The 17,554-nt window shown below is 61.3% G+C and carries 9 protein-coding genes; 1 reads left to right on the top strand and 8 read right to left on the bottom strand.

Annotated features, from left to right (window positions below):
• Nucleotides 1-22: 22 nt before the first annotated feature.
• Complete coding sequence (locus HAT86_RS09650; RefSeq protein ID WP_167196486.1) at nt 23-1,567, bottom strand: ABC transporter substrate-binding protein; 1,545 nt, start codon at nt 1,565-1,567, stop codon at nt 23-25.
• A 233-nt stretch (nt 1,568-1,800) separates the two neighbouring features.
• On the opposite strand from HAT86_RS09650, the gene HAT86_RS09655 reads away from it, so the two are divergent.
• Nucleotides 1,801-2,499 (top strand): GntR family transcriptional regulator, encoded by a 699-nt coding sequence (locus HAT86_RS09655; protein ID WP_167196489.1) that lies wholly within the window; start codon nt 1,801-1,803, stop codon nt 2,497-2,499.
• Between the two features lie 15 nt (nt 2,500-2,514).
• Here the strand turns inward: HAT86_RS09655 and eda are convergent, their stop codons facing one another.
• The 7 genes from eda to HAT86_RS09690 all read right to left on the bottom strand — a co-directional run.
• Nucleotides 2,515-3,162 carry a bifunctional 4-hydroxy-2-oxoglutarate aldolase/2-dehydro-3-deoxy-phosphogluconate aldolase gene (gene eda / locus HAT86_RS09660; RefSeq protein ID WP_167196519.1) on the bottom strand — a complete coding sequence of 216 codons (648 nt, stop codon included), beginning with the start codon at nt 3,160-3,162 and terminating at the stop codon, nt 2,515-2,517.
• Nucleotides 3,163-3,170: 8 nt separating this feature from the next.
• Nucleotides 3,171-4,994 (bottom strand): phosphogluconate dehydratase, encoded by a 1,824-nt coding sequence (gene edd / locus HAT86_RS09665; protein ID WP_167196492.1) that lies wholly within the window; start codon nt 4,992-4,994, stop codon nt 3,171-3,173.
• A 117-nt stretch (nt 4,995-5,111) separates the two neighbouring features.
• Nucleotides 5,112-8,873, bottom strand: a complete 3,762-nt coding sequence (locus tag HAT86_RS09670) for a translocation/assembly module TamB domain-containing protein (RefSeq protein ID WP_167196495.1) — start codon at nt 8,871-8,873, stop codon at nt 5,112-5,114.
• On the bottom strand, nt 8,873-10,702 hold the full coding sequence (locus tag HAT86_RS09675) for an autotransporter assembly complex protein TamA (protein WP_231125871.1): 1,830 nt from the start codon (nt 10,700-10,702) through the stop codon (nt 8,873-8,875). The genes HAT86_RS09670 and HAT86_RS09675 overlap by 1 nt, the downstream gene beginning before the upstream one ends.
• Nucleotides 10,703-10,774: 72 nt before the next feature.
• Nucleotides 10,775-13,867, bottom strand: coding sequence for an efflux RND transporter permease subunit (locus HAT86_RS09680; protein WP_167196498.1), 3,093 nt, complete (start codon nt 13,865-13,867; stop codon nt 10,775-10,777).
• Nucleotides 13,864-14,985: an efflux RND transporter periplasmic adaptor subunit gene (locus HAT86_RS09685; RefSeq protein WP_167196500.1), complete on the bottom strand. Its 1,122-nt coding sequence runs from the start codon at nt 14,983-14,985 to the stop codon at nt 13,864-13,866. The genes HAT86_RS09680 and HAT86_RS09685 overlap by 4 nt, the downstream gene beginning before the upstream one ends.
• 154 nt (nt 14,986-15,139) lie before the next feature.
• The coding region (locus HAT86_RS09690; RefSeq protein WP_231125872.1) for an ATP-binding protein at nt 15,140-17,554 on the bottom strand (2,415 nt) is incomplete at its 5' end.

A 17,554-nucleotide genomic window follows, 5' to 3' on the forward strand; every position in this document is an offset into this window, starting at 1 on the left:
CGACAGACGTTAAGCGGTGCGTTTATTGTTCGATCCACGCGTCGCGCAGGCCGTCATTCACGCCGATGGCCGTGGTGACCAGATCCTTGACCTCGCAGCGGTAGATCGTTGGGAATTCGATCTCAAGCAGCCATGCGACCGGCACATCGTCGACCAATTGCTGTTGGATCTTGGTGTACAGCTCTTGGCGGGCTTCGGGTGTCGCGGCAACCGCGGCCTCGTCAAACATGGCGTCCACCTCTTCGTTGACATAGCCTGCCACGTTGTTCCAAGGGCTGCCCTTTTCGATGTTCGAGCTAAGGTAGCTACGCGACACCCCCAAAGCCGGATCGCCGTATTGATACAGGTAGGTGAAGGCGATATCGAAATCCCAATCGGATTGTTTCTGGTTCCAGCCCGCCACATCGGTGGCCACGACGGTGCTGTTGATGCCAACCTCGTCAAGGTTCTGCTTCATCGCCTCGGCCCAACGCTGCCATGTTTCGCCATAGGGCAGGGGCAGGATGCGGACCTCTTCACCGTCATACCCGGACGCGGCCAGCATTTCCTCGGCCTTTTCGGCGTTGTGATCATACATGATCGTATCGTCGGTGTAGAAGTTCGTCTTGGACGAGACCGGGCTGGTTGCGACTTTGCCAAACCCGTTCCAGATCACGTCCCTGACAAATTCGCGGTCCATGGCATACATCACCGCCTTGCGGAAATTCTTGTCTGCGGTCGGGCCTTCGCGGTTGTTCATCCACGCCATGGCGTGCGGGGCGAAATATTCCCAGCCCTTCCCGGTTGAGCAGACGCCGTCCATCTCCACCAAGCGTTTCACATCCCAGTTTTCGACCGAACCACCGGGCAAAACATCAACCTCGCCGTTTTCAAAGGCAACCGCGCGGGATGCGGCATCGGGGATGATGCGATAATAGACTTCGTCCAGATAGGGCTGATCATCGAGGTAGTAATCTTCGTTCTTGACCAGATGGATATAGTTGCCCTTTTCCCATTCGTTGAACTTGTAAGGCCCGGTGCCGATGGGTGTGTTGTTGGCAGGGTTGTTCAAGTAATCGGTGCCTTCATAGATATGCTTGGGCAGGATCGGCATGGTGCCGGCCTCGAACACACCGATAAACGGGCCAAACGGGTTTTTCAGTTGGAAAACCACGGTGTGGTCATCAGGGGCGGTGATCGATTCTACATGCTCAAGACTGACCCGCAGGCGCGGGTTGGTTTCGCGCAACAGCTTGTCCACGGCAAACACCACATCAGCCGAGGTGAACGGTTCCCCGTCATGCCATTTGACATCCTCATGCAGCTTGAACGTATAGGTCAACGCATCCTCGGAAATCTCCCATGATTTCGCCAAGGACGGCTGTGGGTTCAGATCGGTATCGTAGCGCAGCAGGCTTTCAAAGATATCGCCCGCCACGAGCTGGGTCGGGGCGTTCTGAACCATTCCGAGCATCAGGCTGGGTGGTTCGGGCTGAAGCACGATATCAAGGCGCCCACCGGAGTCTTGCGCCGCAGCCGGCAGGCCCATTGCAACTGTTAAAAGCGATGCGGTTACAAGGTTTCTCATATGTATCTCCCTATTGAAATGGGCCGGGTGCCGCACGCGGGCTTATGATAAAGCCATGTGCGCTTGCCGGACTATCTCGTTCATGCCATGCCGATGGTTCCGGTCTTTTGGCGGTCTGTTGTGTCTGGGGCGGGCAATGCCTGCCCCTCGCGTGGAGATAGGTTCATCGGGGCCGCTGGCCAAAGTCAAGCAAAATTGTCGACAGCCGACAATCATGGCGATAGCGTTACGTCATGAACCGCGACGCTGATCCACTTTTCAAGCCGCTTGCCCGCGATGCGCTGTCGCAACGCATCGCGCAAATGCTGACCGATGCAATTGTGTCCGGGCGGCTAAAACCCGGTGACAGGGTGGCGGAATCGGTGATCGCGCGGGATTTAGGCGTCAGCCGCGCCCCGGTGCGCGAGGCCGGACGGCTGCTGGAAAGTGCCGGTTTGCTTGTGTCCAAGGCCAACCGCGGATTTTTTGTGCGCACCATCGACGCGACCGACCTCGATTCGCTATATGAACTGCGCCTGTGCATCGAACGCGAAGCGATTGCGCGGGTCGTGCGCGAAGGCCGTGTTGCGCAGATCATGCCGGTTTTGCTGGCGCAGATCGAAGAGATGATAACCTCGGCCAGCGAGAATCAGTTGATCTATCAGATCGGCGTGGATTTGCAGTTTCACCGCTGCATCGTCGAGGCGAGTGGCAATGGACGGTTTTTGACGGTGTTCGACAATCTGGCGTCTGAAATTCAAGCTTGCACCGCATTGATCGAGCGTGTGTTTGACGAACCCGGACTGGTGGCACGCAATCATTTTCTGATCATCGAGGCACTGGAAACCGGCAATGAAGATAGGGCGCGCGCCGCGATGGAATATCACATCGGTGTCGCGCGCAAGGCGGTTGTCGGGCATTTCAGATCATTGGAAACCGGTGCCGCGCAATAGGGCGGTTGCGCCGTTCTAATTGTTGCCCGACAGGCCGCGCGCGGCGCGTGCCAGATCGGTAATTGTAGCCCAATTCTGGGCTTTCACGGCTTCCGACGGGGCTACCCAACTGCCGCCGACGCACAGCGTGTTGGACAGGCGCAGGTAATCCGGCGCGTTGGTTGGGCTGATTCCGCCGGTCGGGCAAAATGTGGCCTGTGGCAGAGGTGCACCAAGCGCTTTCAGCGCGGCCGACCCGCCCGACGCCTCGGCAGGAAAGAACTTGAGCATGTCATAGCCGCGCTCCAGCAGGTGCATGACCTCGGTGGCGGTGGCCGCGCCGGGCAGCAGGGGCAGGGCGGTGGCCTCGCACGCGTCCAGCAGGCGGGGCGTGCTGCCCGGTGACACGGCAAAGCGCGCCCCCGACCCTTTGCAGGCTGCCACATCTTCGGGTGTCAGAACCGTGCCCGCGCCGACGATTGCGCCCTCGACCTGTGACATTAAGTGGATCGCCTGAAGGGCCGCCGGGGTGCGCAGGGTGACCTCAAGCACCGGCAGGCCGCCCGCCACAAGCGCCTGCGCCAATGACGCGGCGGTGCTGGCATCGTCGATCACCAGAACAGGGATCACCGGCGCAAGGCTGCACAGGGCGCGGGTTTGGCGGCTGGCCTCTTGCGGGGTCATGCCCTTTGTCATGTCTGCGGCTCCGTCGGCAAAAGCGGCGAGGCGCCCAAGGTGGCGGGGCCTGCGGATTGGCGGAAAAGCTCGAACAACTCGCGCCCGGTGCCGTGGGTATTGGCCGACAGATCGGGCGTGGCTGCTTCGCGGTCTAGCGCGCCGTCGGTCAAAACCTCAAGCCGTCCGGCGCGAGCGTCAACACGTAGAATATCGCCATCCTGCAAGCGCGCCAGCGGGCCGCCAAGCGCCGCCTCGGGGCTGACATGCAGCGCGGCGGGCACCTTGCCCGACGCGCCCGACATGCGGCCATCGGTGACCAGTGCGATCTTTAGCCCCCGGTCCAGCAGGACCGACAAAATGGGGGTCAGCCCGTGCAGTTCCGGCATTCCGTTGGCGCGCGGCCCCTGAAAGCGCACCACCACGATGCAATCCCCGGTAAACTCCCCGGCGCGAAACGCGGCCTTGACCTGTTCTTGATCCTCAAAGATGCGCGCGGGCGCTTCGATCATGTGCAGATCGGGGGCGACGGCAGACACCTTCATGATCCCGGTGCCCAGATTGCCCGCCATGTCCTGTAGCCCGCCGGTGGCCTTAAAAGGGTCAGATGCAGGGCGCAAGATTTTCTCATTCCCGGATGTGTCAGGGCCATCTGTCCAGACAAGGGTATCTTGGCTCAGCTTCGGCTCGTGCGTGTAGCGCGACAGCCCCGGCCCGGCGACGGTTTTGACATCGTCCTGCAACAGACCCGCATCCAGCAGTTGGGCGATCATGTATTGCAGGCCGCCTGCCGCGTGAAAATGGTTCACGTCGGCCAGACCGTTGGGATAGACCTTGGCCATCAGGGGCGTGACGGACGAGACCGCAGCAAAATCCTCGGGCAGCAGGATGATCCCCGCCGCCCGCGCCATGGCAGGCAGGTGCAGCACAAGGTTGGTTGACCCGCCTGTAGCCATCAGGCCAACCATGCCGTTCACAAAGGCGCGTTCATCCAACACCTCACCGGCGGGCGTATAGGCATTGCCAAGCGCCGTGATCGCAAGCGCGCGGTCGGTCGCCGCACAGGTCAGCGCATCGCGCAGCGGCGTGCCGGGGGTGACAAAGCTGGCTCCCGGCAAGTGCAGGCCCATAAACTCCATCAGCATCTGGTTGGTGTTGGCGGTGCCGTAAAAGGTGCAGGTGCCGGGGCCGTGATAGCTGGCCATTTCGGCGGCCATCAATTCATCACGGCCAATCTGGCCCTCGGCGTATTTCTGGCGCACTTTGGATTTTTCGTCGTTGGGCAAGCCCGAGGTCATCGGACCGGCAGGCATGAACACCGCCGGGATGTGGCCAAAGGTGGCCGCGGCGATCACAAGCCCCGGCACGATCTTGTCGCACACACCCAGAAACGCTGCCGCATCAAAGGTGTTATGGCTGAGCGCCACACCGGCCGCCAGCGCGATGACATCGCGCGAAAACAACGACAGCTCCATCCCCGGTTGGCCTTGGGTGACGCCATCGCACATCGCCGGAACCCCGCCCGCCACTTGCGCCGTGCCGCCCGCTGCGCGCGCGGCTTGCTTGATCAGCTGTGGAAAGCTTTCAAACGGCTGATGCGCCGACAGCATATCGTTATAGGCGGTGACGATCCCCAGATTAGGCGCGCGTGTCGCGGCAAGGCGGTCCTTGTCGTCGCCCATCGCGGCATAGGCATGCGCGGCGTTGCCACAGCTTAGATGCGCCCGGTTTGGCCCAGCATGCGCGGCAGCCTGTATGCGCGCAAGATATGTCTCGCGTGTCTTGGCCGATCGGTGGCGAATGCGGTCTGTGACGTCCAGAATTGTGGGGTGGAGTGGCATGATATGGTCCAGTCCGTAACTATGATGGCGACGTGCCTGAAGTGGCGTTAGCGGTAACATACCACTGCTTGTGCCAAGGTTCAAACGCTGCGCCGCGCCGCTGACGGCTGGGGCGGATCAATAATCTTTCTCGAAATAGATACCGATGCCGGTATTGCCTTCTGAATTCAGCCGTCCTTTGACGGTGACATTGCGCGACAGATCGATGTTGAGGTCGATTTGTTGTTCGCCGCTGCTGTCGGCGCTGATCTCGGAATAAATGTTTTCGCTGATATAGGCCCCAGCACTGAGTTGCGTGGCCCCTGTGTCAGAGGTTGTGACATCAAGGTTGCTCAGGCCGACGGATTCGCGCAGCCCGCCCAGCAACCCATCATCAAGCCGCCCGGCCAGCGTGGCCACCGCCGCCGCCAACTGCGCGGCCTGAAACGGCGAGATACTATCAAGGCCACGGCCAAAGATCAGGCGGGCCACGACCTCTTCTTGCGGCAGGTCCGGGGACGAGGTGAAGCGGATGTCCGGCTCGCTGGCCAGACCTTCGACAACCACACGCAAGGTCACATCATCGGCATCAGATTCGGCAACGAAGCGCAGATAGGGGTCGAACGCGCCGCGCAGATCAACGCGCCCCTCCGTCAGGGTCAGGCGTTTGCCCAATATATCCAACCGGCCACGGATCAATTCGAACATGCCGCTTGGCACAACGTCATTCGTGGTGCCGGTCACGCGCAAGCGCCCGCCCAGTTCCGCATCCAGCCCGCGCCCCCGCACGAAAATTCGGTTGGGGGCAAGGATCGTCAGGTCAAGCCCGTAAGCGGGGCCTGCCGCATCGGGCTCGGCCTGCTGAATACGGCCCGCCCGGCGGCGGGTTTCGGTGACAGCGGGCGGTTCGTCGACATGTCGGATTTGCGGTAACAACCCGACGTTGGCCAAGTTCGAGGACGGCACACGAATCTCGGTGTCGCCCAGTTGCAACTGTCCACCGATCTGCGCGCCACCTGCCAATGGCCCGGTCATGGAAACAACTCCGCTGACCTTGGTCTTGTACAAATCCGGGTCGCTGTGGCCCAAGGCGTTCAGCAGCACGGTCAGATTGGCGGAATAGGGCGGCTGCAGGTCGATCGGGCCGTTCACGGCCAATGATCCACTTTCGCGGCCATCGGCGGTGATGCTGATCTCGGCGCTGCCGTTGCGCAGGTCGATGCCGCCTTGCAGATTTGCAAAGGCGGCGGACAGCGTCGGCAGGGCAACGCGCCCATCGGCCAGCGTGACGCGCCCGGAAACAGACCCAAGCGCCGGTGCGCCGGACACGCGCAAATCAAACTCAGAGCGCCCTTCGACAGATCGGGGCGCAATGAACCGGTTGGCCAATTCCAAAGGCGCGGCCCCGGTCAGGGCAAGCTCAAGAGATTGGCCCAGATCGCGAATATCGCCCGAAACAGTCGCGGTGGTGCCCGCCGGGCCGGAGGCGTGCAGATCAACGCCGATGTCACGGCCCATGTCATCGCGCAGCACAAAGCTGCCGGTGGCCTGTGCGGGCCCATCAAAGCCAGGCGTCAACAGCGCCAGATCCGACAGGCGCGCGTTAACATCTATTGGCGCGCCGGGTGTGCTGCCGTCTGCTGTGACAGAGACACGCGGCCCATCAAGGCGCAGCGTGCGTAGGCTGATACCCTCCGGCGCGCGGCTGGCATCAAGGCTGGCACTGATTGCCCCGGTCAACATATCGTCCAGCGTCGCGATCCCCGTGCGCAGGTTTTGCCCGGTCAGATCGGCGCTAAGCGTGGCGCTGTCGCCTTTGATCGCGCCATCGCCTTGGGCCTCAAGCCCCAGTTGCCCGCCCAATGAGCGCTGTGCCAAGCGCGAAAACCGCGACAAATCATCGGCCTTCAGCGACAGCGCGCCACTGACCGGCAGGCTGGGATCGGTCGGGTCCAGTGTCCCCGACAAGTTCAATTGCGTTTGCGCCAGTGCCGCTTGGACATCGTCAAGCCGGATCACGCCGCCATCCCTCCAACCCAGACCGCCCTGCACGGTCAGCGGGCCATTCAGACGGGGCTCGGCCAAGGAGATATCGGGCAGTTCGGCACTGATCTTCAGATCGGCGGCGGCTGGCGTGATCGTTCCGTTGATCTGTGCTTTGATTGCGGAACTGGACAGGGAAAGACGATCAAGGGTGGTGCCGGTTTCGTCGCGCCGGGCCGCGATGATCAAGTCGGTTTGCGGCTTTAACAGGCCATCAAGACGCGGCTCACCCACGGCCAGACCGGTGGTTTGTGCGCTGATATCCGCGTCGAATGCACCGCTGAGCAGCGTGGCGTTGCCCGACACCGTGGCCTGCGCCGCGCCTTGCAGATCGCGGCCAGCCAGCGGCGCAAAGCGCGCAAGGTTGCCAAGACTAAGATCGGCTGTCCCGGTGATGGGAACACCCTCGCGCAGCGCGTCCAGCCGGGCATCGGCCCGCAATTCCGCATCACCGCTTGATACCGTCAGTCCTGAAATGCGCAAGGGCGCATCATCTTGCCACGTCAGCCCAAGCGCGCCGTGCGGGGTGGGGCCAATGGCCTGCGCCAGATCGGCGTTGTCATGGCTGACAGCTTTGGTGGAAAAGCTGATATCGGCGCTGACATCGCGGGGCACCTGCGGGCTGATACGCCCACGGGCTTCAAGATTGGCTTGGCCAACGCGCACCCCGTCGTGCCGCAGATCGCGCAGGCGCAGGTTGGCCGTCCAGCGATCTCCTTGTGCGGCATCGTAATCGGCCTGAATATTGGCCCCTGCGATCCGGACAGCCGCGCCCGGGACAGGCAAACGAACCAGACCGCTCGGGCTGCCGATCCGGCCTGACACCGCAAAGCGACGCGGCCAATTGCGCGAATCCAGTGCCAGCTGTCCTGACAGGGCCATTTGTGCGGTGCGCAAGCTGAAATCATCCAGAACGGTTGCACCCTCCGTGGTGCGCCAGCCGTTCAGCTTTAATGTTGAGCGTCCGTCGAAGAAGGCCTGCAGTTCGGGCGTAAAGAATGGCTGTATGTCGCCATTCAATTGCGCGCTGAAGCGTTGCGCAATCCTATCGTTGCCCGGGTCTTCTTCGGTATCTGTGGCAGGTTCGGTGCGCAGGGTGCCCTCAAGGTGGCGAACGCCATTGCGGGTCAGGGCCAACCGGGCCTCAAAGGCATCCAACGGCCCTGCGCCTTTCACCGTCAATCCAAGGGCGGGACGTTCGGGCAGGTTCATCATCCCCGAAAGAATGCCGCCTTGCCCTTCGTTCACCTCAAGGTCTAGCGACAGCTCTTTGGTAGTGTTGGAATATCCTGCCGCAAGCGCAAAGGTGCCCTCGCCGTCGAGACGGTCAATATCCAGATCGGCCTGACCGTCCCCATCCGCCAAAGACAATGACCCAAGCACGGACAGCTCCAACGCCTCGCCCAGAATGGGGGCGCCAAGCGAAAAGCTGCCAGCTTGCAATTGGTCGATGCGAACAGACACTGGCAAATCGGGCAGGGCAAACGGCGCGGCGGCCGCGTCCTTGGTATCCAGCCCATCTTTGCTGACGGGAAGGCGGGGCAAAATGATTTGATCGGCGCTTAGTTGGTTGACTTCAAGGCGACCGCGCAACAGCGCGCTGCGTGTCCAGTCCAGCGTCACCCCCCGCAGGGTCAGCCATATGCCCTCGGCGTCGGCGATTGTCATCTCGTCCAGCGTCGCCTGAGAGGACAGCGCGCCTTCAAAACCGCTGATCCGCACCTCGCGGCCCGCAGCAGACAGGTTGTCTTCGATGAAACTTTGCAAAATGCCGCGCTCGCGGAGGTCGTCGGCGTCTTGCGCCACGACTGGGACCGTCCAGACACAGACAAGGAGTATGCTCAGAAGTTTACGCATCAAAAGGCCTGCCCGATGCCAATATAAAGCTCAATATCCCCGCGGCTTCCCCCATCGACAGGGGTGGCCACATCCACACGGATCGGCCCGATGCCGGTAGCATAGCGCAGACCCAGCCCGATGCCGCTATGCCAATCGCCGTTATCCGCGCTCCAGCTGTCACGCCCGACAAACCCGACATCATAAAAGGCCACAGCCGAAAAATCGCCCCTGAGCGGCGCGCGCACTTCACCTGAAAACGCCATGAAAGAGCGCCCGCCAACGCGCCGCCCGCCACCCAGATCAATCGCCAGATCCTGATAGGGCAGGCCGCGCACGGTGCCCGCCCCGCCTGAGAAGAACAGCATGCCGGGTGGCAGCTCTGTCAGGCTTGCGCCGTTGACCGATCCGATTTGCGCCCGTGCGGCCAGCACAAAACGATCATCCTTGCCAAAGCCCCAATAGCCGCGGGCATCCCCCATGACCCAAGCCCCGGCTGTGTCTTCGTTCAATCCAACAAACGGGGTCACATTCATATCAAGGTAATAGCCGTTGCGCACATCCAGCGGATCATCGCGGCTGTCCCATGTCAGGCTGACCGGCAGCAGCAGATGTTCCAAGGTGCGCGAGCCCAGATCGTCGTCGATCTCGGAATAGCGATAGGCGATACCCGCTTCACCGGTCAGCGTGTCGTTAAAAATATGAGTGACGCCGCCGCCAACTTGTAGGCTGCGCTCGCGATAATCGGGTTCGTCTTCTTCTTGCAGCGTGGCCTCAAGGTAAACCCCGGTGTCCGGCGTAAACGTGGCGGGCCGGTCAAATCGCCCGGACAATCGGTAATCAATGCCACCCGAGTCGCCGCCGATGCCTTTGACCTCGCCTTCGATCCGCAAGCGTTCAGCGCCGCCCAGAAGGTTACGGTGCATCCAGAACGCCGAAAGCCCAAATCCTTCCAGTGACGACAGCTCTAATCCCGCGCCGATGCGGCGGGGCTTGGCATCAACCAGCCCGGCGTCGATATCAAGCCGTTGACCGGGGCTGATGGTGTCGGCCTCGGTGAGCTTGACGGAACTGAACGCACCGGTGCGGCGCAGCCGTTGTGCGGCCTCCTCCAGATCATCGGGTGAAAACACCTGACCCGAAGGCAGCCCCGCAATTGCCCGGATACGTTCGGGCCTGACGGCCCCCGTGTTGGGCACCTGCAATTGCCCAAACCGCAGCCGCGGACCGGGTGTCAGGGTGATGTCAGCCGAAAGTCGGCGCTGCGTGTGGTTGGCGGTGATGTCCTGAGCGGCGATCTTGGCCTTGGCATGGCCAAGTGCACGCCAGCCGTCCACGCCAGCACGCGCCGCATCACCGATCAGATCGCTTGGCGCGGGCTGGCCCGGTGCAAACCCATCTGGCAACTCGGTGCCTTGGGCCAAAGGTGTCACGCGGGCGGTCGAGAAGGCAAATTTTGGCCCGGATTGGACCAGAATGGCAATCTGGCTGACCTGATCGGGGGGCGAAAGCGGCGGAATATCGGCAGCCTCGCGGCCATCGACGGCGATATTGACGGTGCCGCTGTAATAGCCCGCTTGATACAGCACCCCGACCATCCGCGCGTAATCCGCCTGCGCGGCGGCAAGGAGATCCTGACGCGTTGCCGTGTCACGCTCAACCGTGTCGCCCACGGTTGATGCAGCGCGCAACCTGTCGCCAAGGTCATCCGGAGCGCCGGGCGCGACCAAGCCCCATTCGGCCGCAAGGGCAGGGGCCGCCCATAGCCCCGAGCAGAGCACGAGCGCCCCCAAGCGCGTCAGAAATGGCCGCGTGATTCCCAAAAATACCCCCATGACTGGCCAAGTCATACCTTGATTTTGCAGCGAATAAAGGCCGGTTTCCACATCTTTGGCGGAAATCAGCGTATGGTCACTTTGGGATCAACTGGCCTGTTGGCTCTGTTTCAATTCGGCTTCCAACGCTTTTTCAACGGCACCCCGAGGCCGCGTAAAGCGGGCCAACAAATTGTATAGAACCGGGGTAACCACCAGCATCAAGACCGTCGCCAAGGACAACCCCGCGATGATGACCGTGCCGATGGCGTTGCGGCTTTCGGCCCCGGCGCCGGTTGCCAGCACCAGCGGCAATGCGCCCAGAACGGTTGAAATCACCGTCATCATGATCGGTCGCAGACGCAGCACAGCAGCCTGCAAGACGGCATCGCGCACCTCAAGACCTTCGTCGCGAAGCTGATTTGCGAATTCGACGATCAAGATGCCGTTCTTGGCCACCAGCCCGATCAACAAGATAATCCCGATCTGACTGTAAACATTGAGCGACAGCCCCCCAAGGGCCATCGCATAAATCGCCCCGGCCACCCCGGCAGGCACGGTCAGCAGGATCGTGATCGGGTGCAAAAAGCTTTCGAATTGCGCGGCCAGCACCAGAAACACGATCAGCAGCGACAACGCAAACACAAGGCCCACACCGGCTGATGTGTCCTTGAAGGTGCGCGATTGCCCTTCGTAGCCCAGTGCGGCTTCGGCGGGCAGGATCTCGTCTGCCGCCGCCTCGATCTGGCCCAAGACGGTGCCCAGCTCGGTGCCGGGGGCCAAGGCACCCGACAGCTGGATCGAAGGCAACCGGTCAAACCGGCGCAACGACGGCGCGGCGGCGTTTTCATCTAGCGTGACCAAAGCCCCGAGTGGCACCAGTGTTTGACCATCGCCGGACCGCACAAAGATGTTGTTGATATCGGACGGCGTGCGGCGATCAGCCTCTTCGGCCTGCGCGATAACCGGGTATTCGCGGCCCCGACTGACAAATGTGGTCATCTCTCGTGACGCCAGCATGGTCTGCATAGTATTGGCGATGGTCTCGACTGAAATGCCAAGATCGTCGGCGCGTTCGCGATCAATCGTGACATCCAGTTGCGGTAGATTTTGTTCAAAGTTGATCTCTGGGTTGACCAACCCCTCAATCTGTTCGGCCCGGTCCAGCATTTGCTGTGACCAGTCTTTGACGCTATCGAAATCCGGCCCGCCGATCACCACGCGAACGGGTGTGGAACTTCCGCGCAAGCCAAGACCGGCCGGCGTGACCGGAAAGCCCCGCGCAATGGTGACTTCGGCCATTCGCGGCGCGATGCGGCCGACCACGTCGGATATCGGCACATCGCGGTCCTCCCAGGGGACCAGCCGGAACACCACAAACGAGCGAAACGCCCTGTTCCCCCATCCTGTGAAGGTGAACACGGTTTCGATGATCCCTTCCTCGCGCAGCGGTGCAAGGATGTCTTCGACCTGACGGGCGGCTTGATCGGAATAGGCGACAGTGCTGCCTTGCGGGGCGCTGAGCGGCACAAACCCGACACCGCGGTCTTCGCGCGGGGCCAGTTCGCGGGGCAGGGTGTCGTAGAACACATACGCGCCCGCTGTCACCGTAAACCCAATCGCCAGCACCACAAGCGGCGCGCGCAGGGCGCGGGCCAAAAGCGCGGCATAGCCGGTTTGCAACCATCCACGCGGCGCATATTCATCGGTTGGTGCAACACCCGTGCCGGGTTTGAGCACTTTGGATGCGAGCGCGGGGCAGGCCGTCAAAGCCACAAAGGTCGAGATCGCCACCGTGCCGGCCATGACCCAGCCAAACTCGACAAACAGTTTACCAACCTGGCCCGGCATGAATGACAGGGGCACAAACACCGCAATCAGCGTGACCGAGGTGGCCAGCACCGCAAAGGTCACCTGCCGCGCGCCTTTGACGGCGGCCACAAGCGGGGTTTCCCCGTTTTCGATCCGGCGTTGGATGTTTTCCAGAACCACGATGGCATCGTCGACCACAAGCCCGATGGCCAGCAGTAGAGCCAGCAACGTCAGGGTGTTGATCGAAAACCCCCAGGTGGCGATCAAGATCACGCATCCAAGCAGCGACACAGGGATGGTGATTGCCGGGATCAGCGTGGCCCGGACGCTGCGCAGGAACAGCAAGATCACCAACACCACCAGCACCAGCGAGATCACCAATGCGGTGACAACCTCGCGGATCGACGCGCCGACAAACAGCGCGTCATCCGAACCGATGATAATTTCCATGCCCTCGGGCAGGGTGGGGGTCAGACGCGCCACCTCGGCGCGCACGGCGTTGGAAATCTGAAGGGTGTTGGATTGGCTTTGACGTTGAATCGCCATACCCACCGCATCGCGGCCATCGCTGCGGGCAATGGTGGTGTCGCTTTCCACCCCCGGTTCGACCCGCGCAACATCGCGCAGGCGCACCGGATAGCCTGCCACACGATCCAGCACGACATCGCGGAAATCCTCGATGCTGGCCAAGCGGCTATCAAGACGCACGGTCAGCTGTCGGTCTTGCGATTCAACCTCGCCTGCGGGCAGTTCGACATTGTTGCGGCGCAGGGCCTGTTGCACATCTTCGACCGTCAGCTTGCGCGCGGCCAGTGCGCGGCGGTCCAGCCAGATACGCACGGCAAAGGCCCGGTCGCCATAGACCCGGACGTTGGCCACGCCATCCAGTGTGGCCAGTCGGTCGATGATGAAACGGTCGATGTAATCGGTGATTTCGGGCGTTGTCATCCGGTCGGATGTCACGGCCAGCCGCATCACCGGGTCGGCATCGGCATCGGCCTTTTCAACCTCGGGCTGATCGGCCTCTTGTGGCAGGTTGTCCCGAATGCGGCCCACGGCATCGCGCACGTCATTTGACGCCACGTCGATATCGCGCCCGGCGTCGAATTCGATGGTCACGCGCGAGCGGCCCTGACGGCTTTCGGAACTGATCGAGCGGATCCCCGCGATCGACGCCACAGCGCCTTCGACGGTTTCGGTAATGTCGGTGTCGATCACTTCGGGGGCGGCACCACGGTACGTGGTGGTGATCGAGACAACCGCATTATCGACATCGGGCAATTCGCGCACCGGCACATCGCGCAGGGCGCCAATGCCGAACACGATCAGCAAAAGGCTGGCGACGGCCGCCAGAACCGGGCGTCGTACGGAAATGTCGGACAAGGTCATGTGTTGTCGCCTTCGGCTGCGGATTGTGCCGTATCGGCGGCGCCGTCTGGGGCATTCAAGACCCTCACGGCGCTTCCGTCACGCAACGTTTGCAAGCCGCGCACGGCCACCTGCTCACCTGCCTCTATCCCGTCCAACACCGCCACATTCCCGTCGCGGCGTTGGCCGGTGGTGACCGTACGACGCGACGCTGTGCCGTTTTCGATGACGAAAACATAAGTTTCGGCGGCCTGAAACACCAACGCCTCTTCCGGGATCACGACATGCTCGGCCTCGGACAGGACCAATTCCAACGAGACGAACATACCGGCGGGCAGGGTGCCTTCGGGGTTCGGCAGGATGGCGCGGGTGCGAAAAGAGCGGCTGACCGGATCAATCCGGCTGTCTTTGGCGTCAATCTGCCCCTCGAAACGTTGGCCCGGAAAGGCCACGCTGCTGGCGGAAACCGGCTGACCTTTGGACACCTGCGAGAAAAGAGTTTCCGGTAGTCCAAATTCAATCTCGACCTCTGCCAGATCGTCCAGGCGGGCGATCATCGTGCTTTGGTCGACACGCGCGCCGATATCGACATCGCTGAGCCCGACCACGCCCGAGAACGGCGCGGTGATGGTGCGTTCCTCAAGGCGGCGGGCGGCCCGGTCAAGCTGTGCCAAGGCCTCGGCCTTGCGGGCTTCGGCCTTTTGCAAGGTGGCCTCGGCGGCGGCATTGCTGAGGCGTAGTTGACGGATACGGGTCAAGACCTGCTCGCGTTCCTTAAGGCGCGCCTCGGCCTCGGCCAGATCGGCGCGCGCTATGGCATCATCCAGACGCACCAGAACCGCGCCTTTTTCAACCAGTGCGCCGGGCGTTATCGCCAAATCCACAATGCGCCCCTCGGCTTCGGGAACGATGTCGATGGATTGCAGGGCGCGCGTGGTGCCGACGGCTTCGACGGTTTGGCGTAACGTAGCGGTTTCAGCAAGGGCGATTTCAATGACCGTCTGGCGCCCACCGGACCTGTTGGCCGATCCATTTTCGGCTTCATCACCCGGCAGCATGTAGCGGTTATAACCCTCGTATCCACCATAGGCCAAAGCGGCCAGCAGGCAGATTGTCAGAATTTGCTTCCAGATCGGCATTATCGGTATGTCCCGCATCATCATCGCGAAAGGTTTTCAACGAACTATCTAGCGAACCTATAGCAGGCGGGGCAATTGGCAACTCACAAAGGTGTGGCGCTGTTGCGCGCATCTCATCGGTGTTGTCCGCTGTGCTTTTATTATAACAGGTTTTTTATGGTCTGGGTGCCTGATCGGTGCTGACCAATGTGGCTGTCATGTTGGTCAGGGTGACGGGCAGCACGTCTGCCAATTCCTGCAGGGCCTGATCAAGCGCGCGGTGGTCTTGAAGCCACGCCGACTCTTCTGCCTGTGCCAGCAGCGAATGCGCGCGCGCGGCCCCCAGAACCGCCGCTGATCCTGCCAGCTTGTGCAGTTTGCCTGCAAATCCAGTATCGGCCTTTGTGGACTGTGCATTCAGGCTCTCGACAATGGTTTGGGCTTCGGTTGCGAACTCGTCGACAAAGGCTGTAAGACGATGCAGCGGAACGCTGCTGCGCAGATCAGTCAAGGCGTCGGTGACGATGTCAGGCCGGTCTGCAGCGGCGGTGTCGGGGGGGATGTGTGGGGCTTTTGATTGCGGTCCGAAATCATCGGTCAGGGCACGCAAATCTTCAAGTTTCAGAGGCTTTGTCCAAACTTCATCGATCCCGGCGGCAACCATGGCTGTGCGATCCGTCTCCGAGAAAAATGCTGTCAATGCAACGATACGTGGCTGAGAATTCTGGCCGATGGCCATGCGGATGCGACGGGTTGCCTCGATCCCGTCGATATCAGGCATGTTCACATCCATGATGATCAGATCATACGGCTGGGCCGTCGCCATGGCGACGCCGTCGCGCCCGCAGTTGGCCAGCGACACGGTATGCCCGTCCGAAACCAGCATCCGTTCAATGACAAACCGGTTGATGGCGTTGTCTTCGACCACAAGAATGGTCTGGCTCCGAGCCTGCTGTTTGGCTGGGCTGGCGGTGTCGATGGTTTCGCATTCGACGTTTGGAACCTGTGGCAATGGAAGACGCACCCAAAACACGCTGCCCTGACCTTCAAGACTTTCGGCCCCAATCTGTCCGCCCATCAGGGTCACCAGATTGCGCACGATGCCAAGGCCCAGACCGCTGCCTTCAACCGCGTCATGCCCCGCAGGCGAAAGCCGCACATAATCATCAAAGATGCGCGACATGTCGTTTTGCGCGATACCTATGCCGGTATCGGTAACCTGAAATTCAATGACATCGTCGGTCTTGCCATCGGTGGGAAGTCGGCAGGCCTCCAAGGTGACCTGTCCGTTTTCGGTATATTTGATCGCGTTCGAGATCAGGTTCAGCAAAATCTGTTGGACCCGGTCTGGATCGCCATACACGCTGCCAAATCCGAGGCTGCCCTGTGTAAGCGACAAGTCAGTGTTGCGCGCGCGGGCTTTGGACTTTTGGGTGAAAATCAGATCTTCCAGCAAACGGTCCAGATCAAAAGGCACCGGCGAAAGGTCAAGTTTCGGACCACCTGACCGGCTGACGCCCATGGCATCCTCGATCTGACCCAATAGAATTTGCGCCGAGGATTTCATCACATCCGCATAGCGCGCCTGATCCGGGCGCAGCGGCGTTCCCTTGAGCAGATCAAGCGCGCCTATGACGCCATGCAGCGGGGTGCGCATCTCGTGGCTTATGCGGGCCAAAAACGTGGCTTTGGCACGTTCGCCCTGCAAGGTCTTGTCGCGGGCCGCGCGGATTTCGGCATCGGCGGCCAGCCGATCCGTGATGTCGCGCAGAAAACACACGCAAACCTCATCGTCGGGGTGCGATGCTAGATTGGCAGAAACTTCGACCGGGACCAATTTCGCGTCATGGCGGCGCGCGGTCAGAACCGTCGGCAGCTTGGTGCCTGCGCGACAGGCTTGCAGCAAAGTCTGGGCCGGCACGGGCGTGCACTGACCCTGATCGTCTTTTTCGGACAGGATATCCGCGATGTTGGGGGCGCGCTTGGCAGCACTGGCCCATTGCAAGGCCCATCCGAAAAGATGCCGCGCCGTATCGTTGGCGTCCACGATCTGGCCGTCGTTTTGAAATACGACAACCGCATCTTCCGAGGTGTTCAAAATCGTCTTGAGACGTTTCAGGGTGCTCTGGTTTTCCAGCGCTCGGAACCGATACAGCAGGAACAAACGCCACAACAACACCATCAAAGACACCAAGGTTACCACAAGCAACAGGCTGAGAAGCGTTAACTGCATCAGCTTTTGGGTCAACGCCTCGCGTTCCGCATCGCTGCGGGTTGCATCTATGGCGATGCCTTCCATGGAAATGGCACGCGTATCTGGCGCCAAGGCGTTCACCGCTTGCAAAATGCGGTCTTGCTGCGCCGCCAGCGTCTGATCGTCGGCATCGAACACGGGGATCAGGGCCTTTAGCTGGGTGTGCAGCGACTCCAGCCGTGGGTCTGCATCGGTGCCGCGAAGGACGGTTTGATAGGTTCGGCTGCCTTGCAAGGTGTTGATACGATTATACAGCGCGTTAGAGCGTGTCGCGTTTAATCGGTTTTGTATCCTGCTGCCTTGAAGAAGTTGTAGCATTCCTCGTCGGTGAAGAGG

The organism is Roseovarius gahaiensis (assembly GCF_011601345.1).
Lineage (GTDB): Bacteria > Pseudomonadota > Alphaproteobacteria > Rhodobacterales > Rhodobacteraceae > Roseovarius > Roseovarius gahaiensis.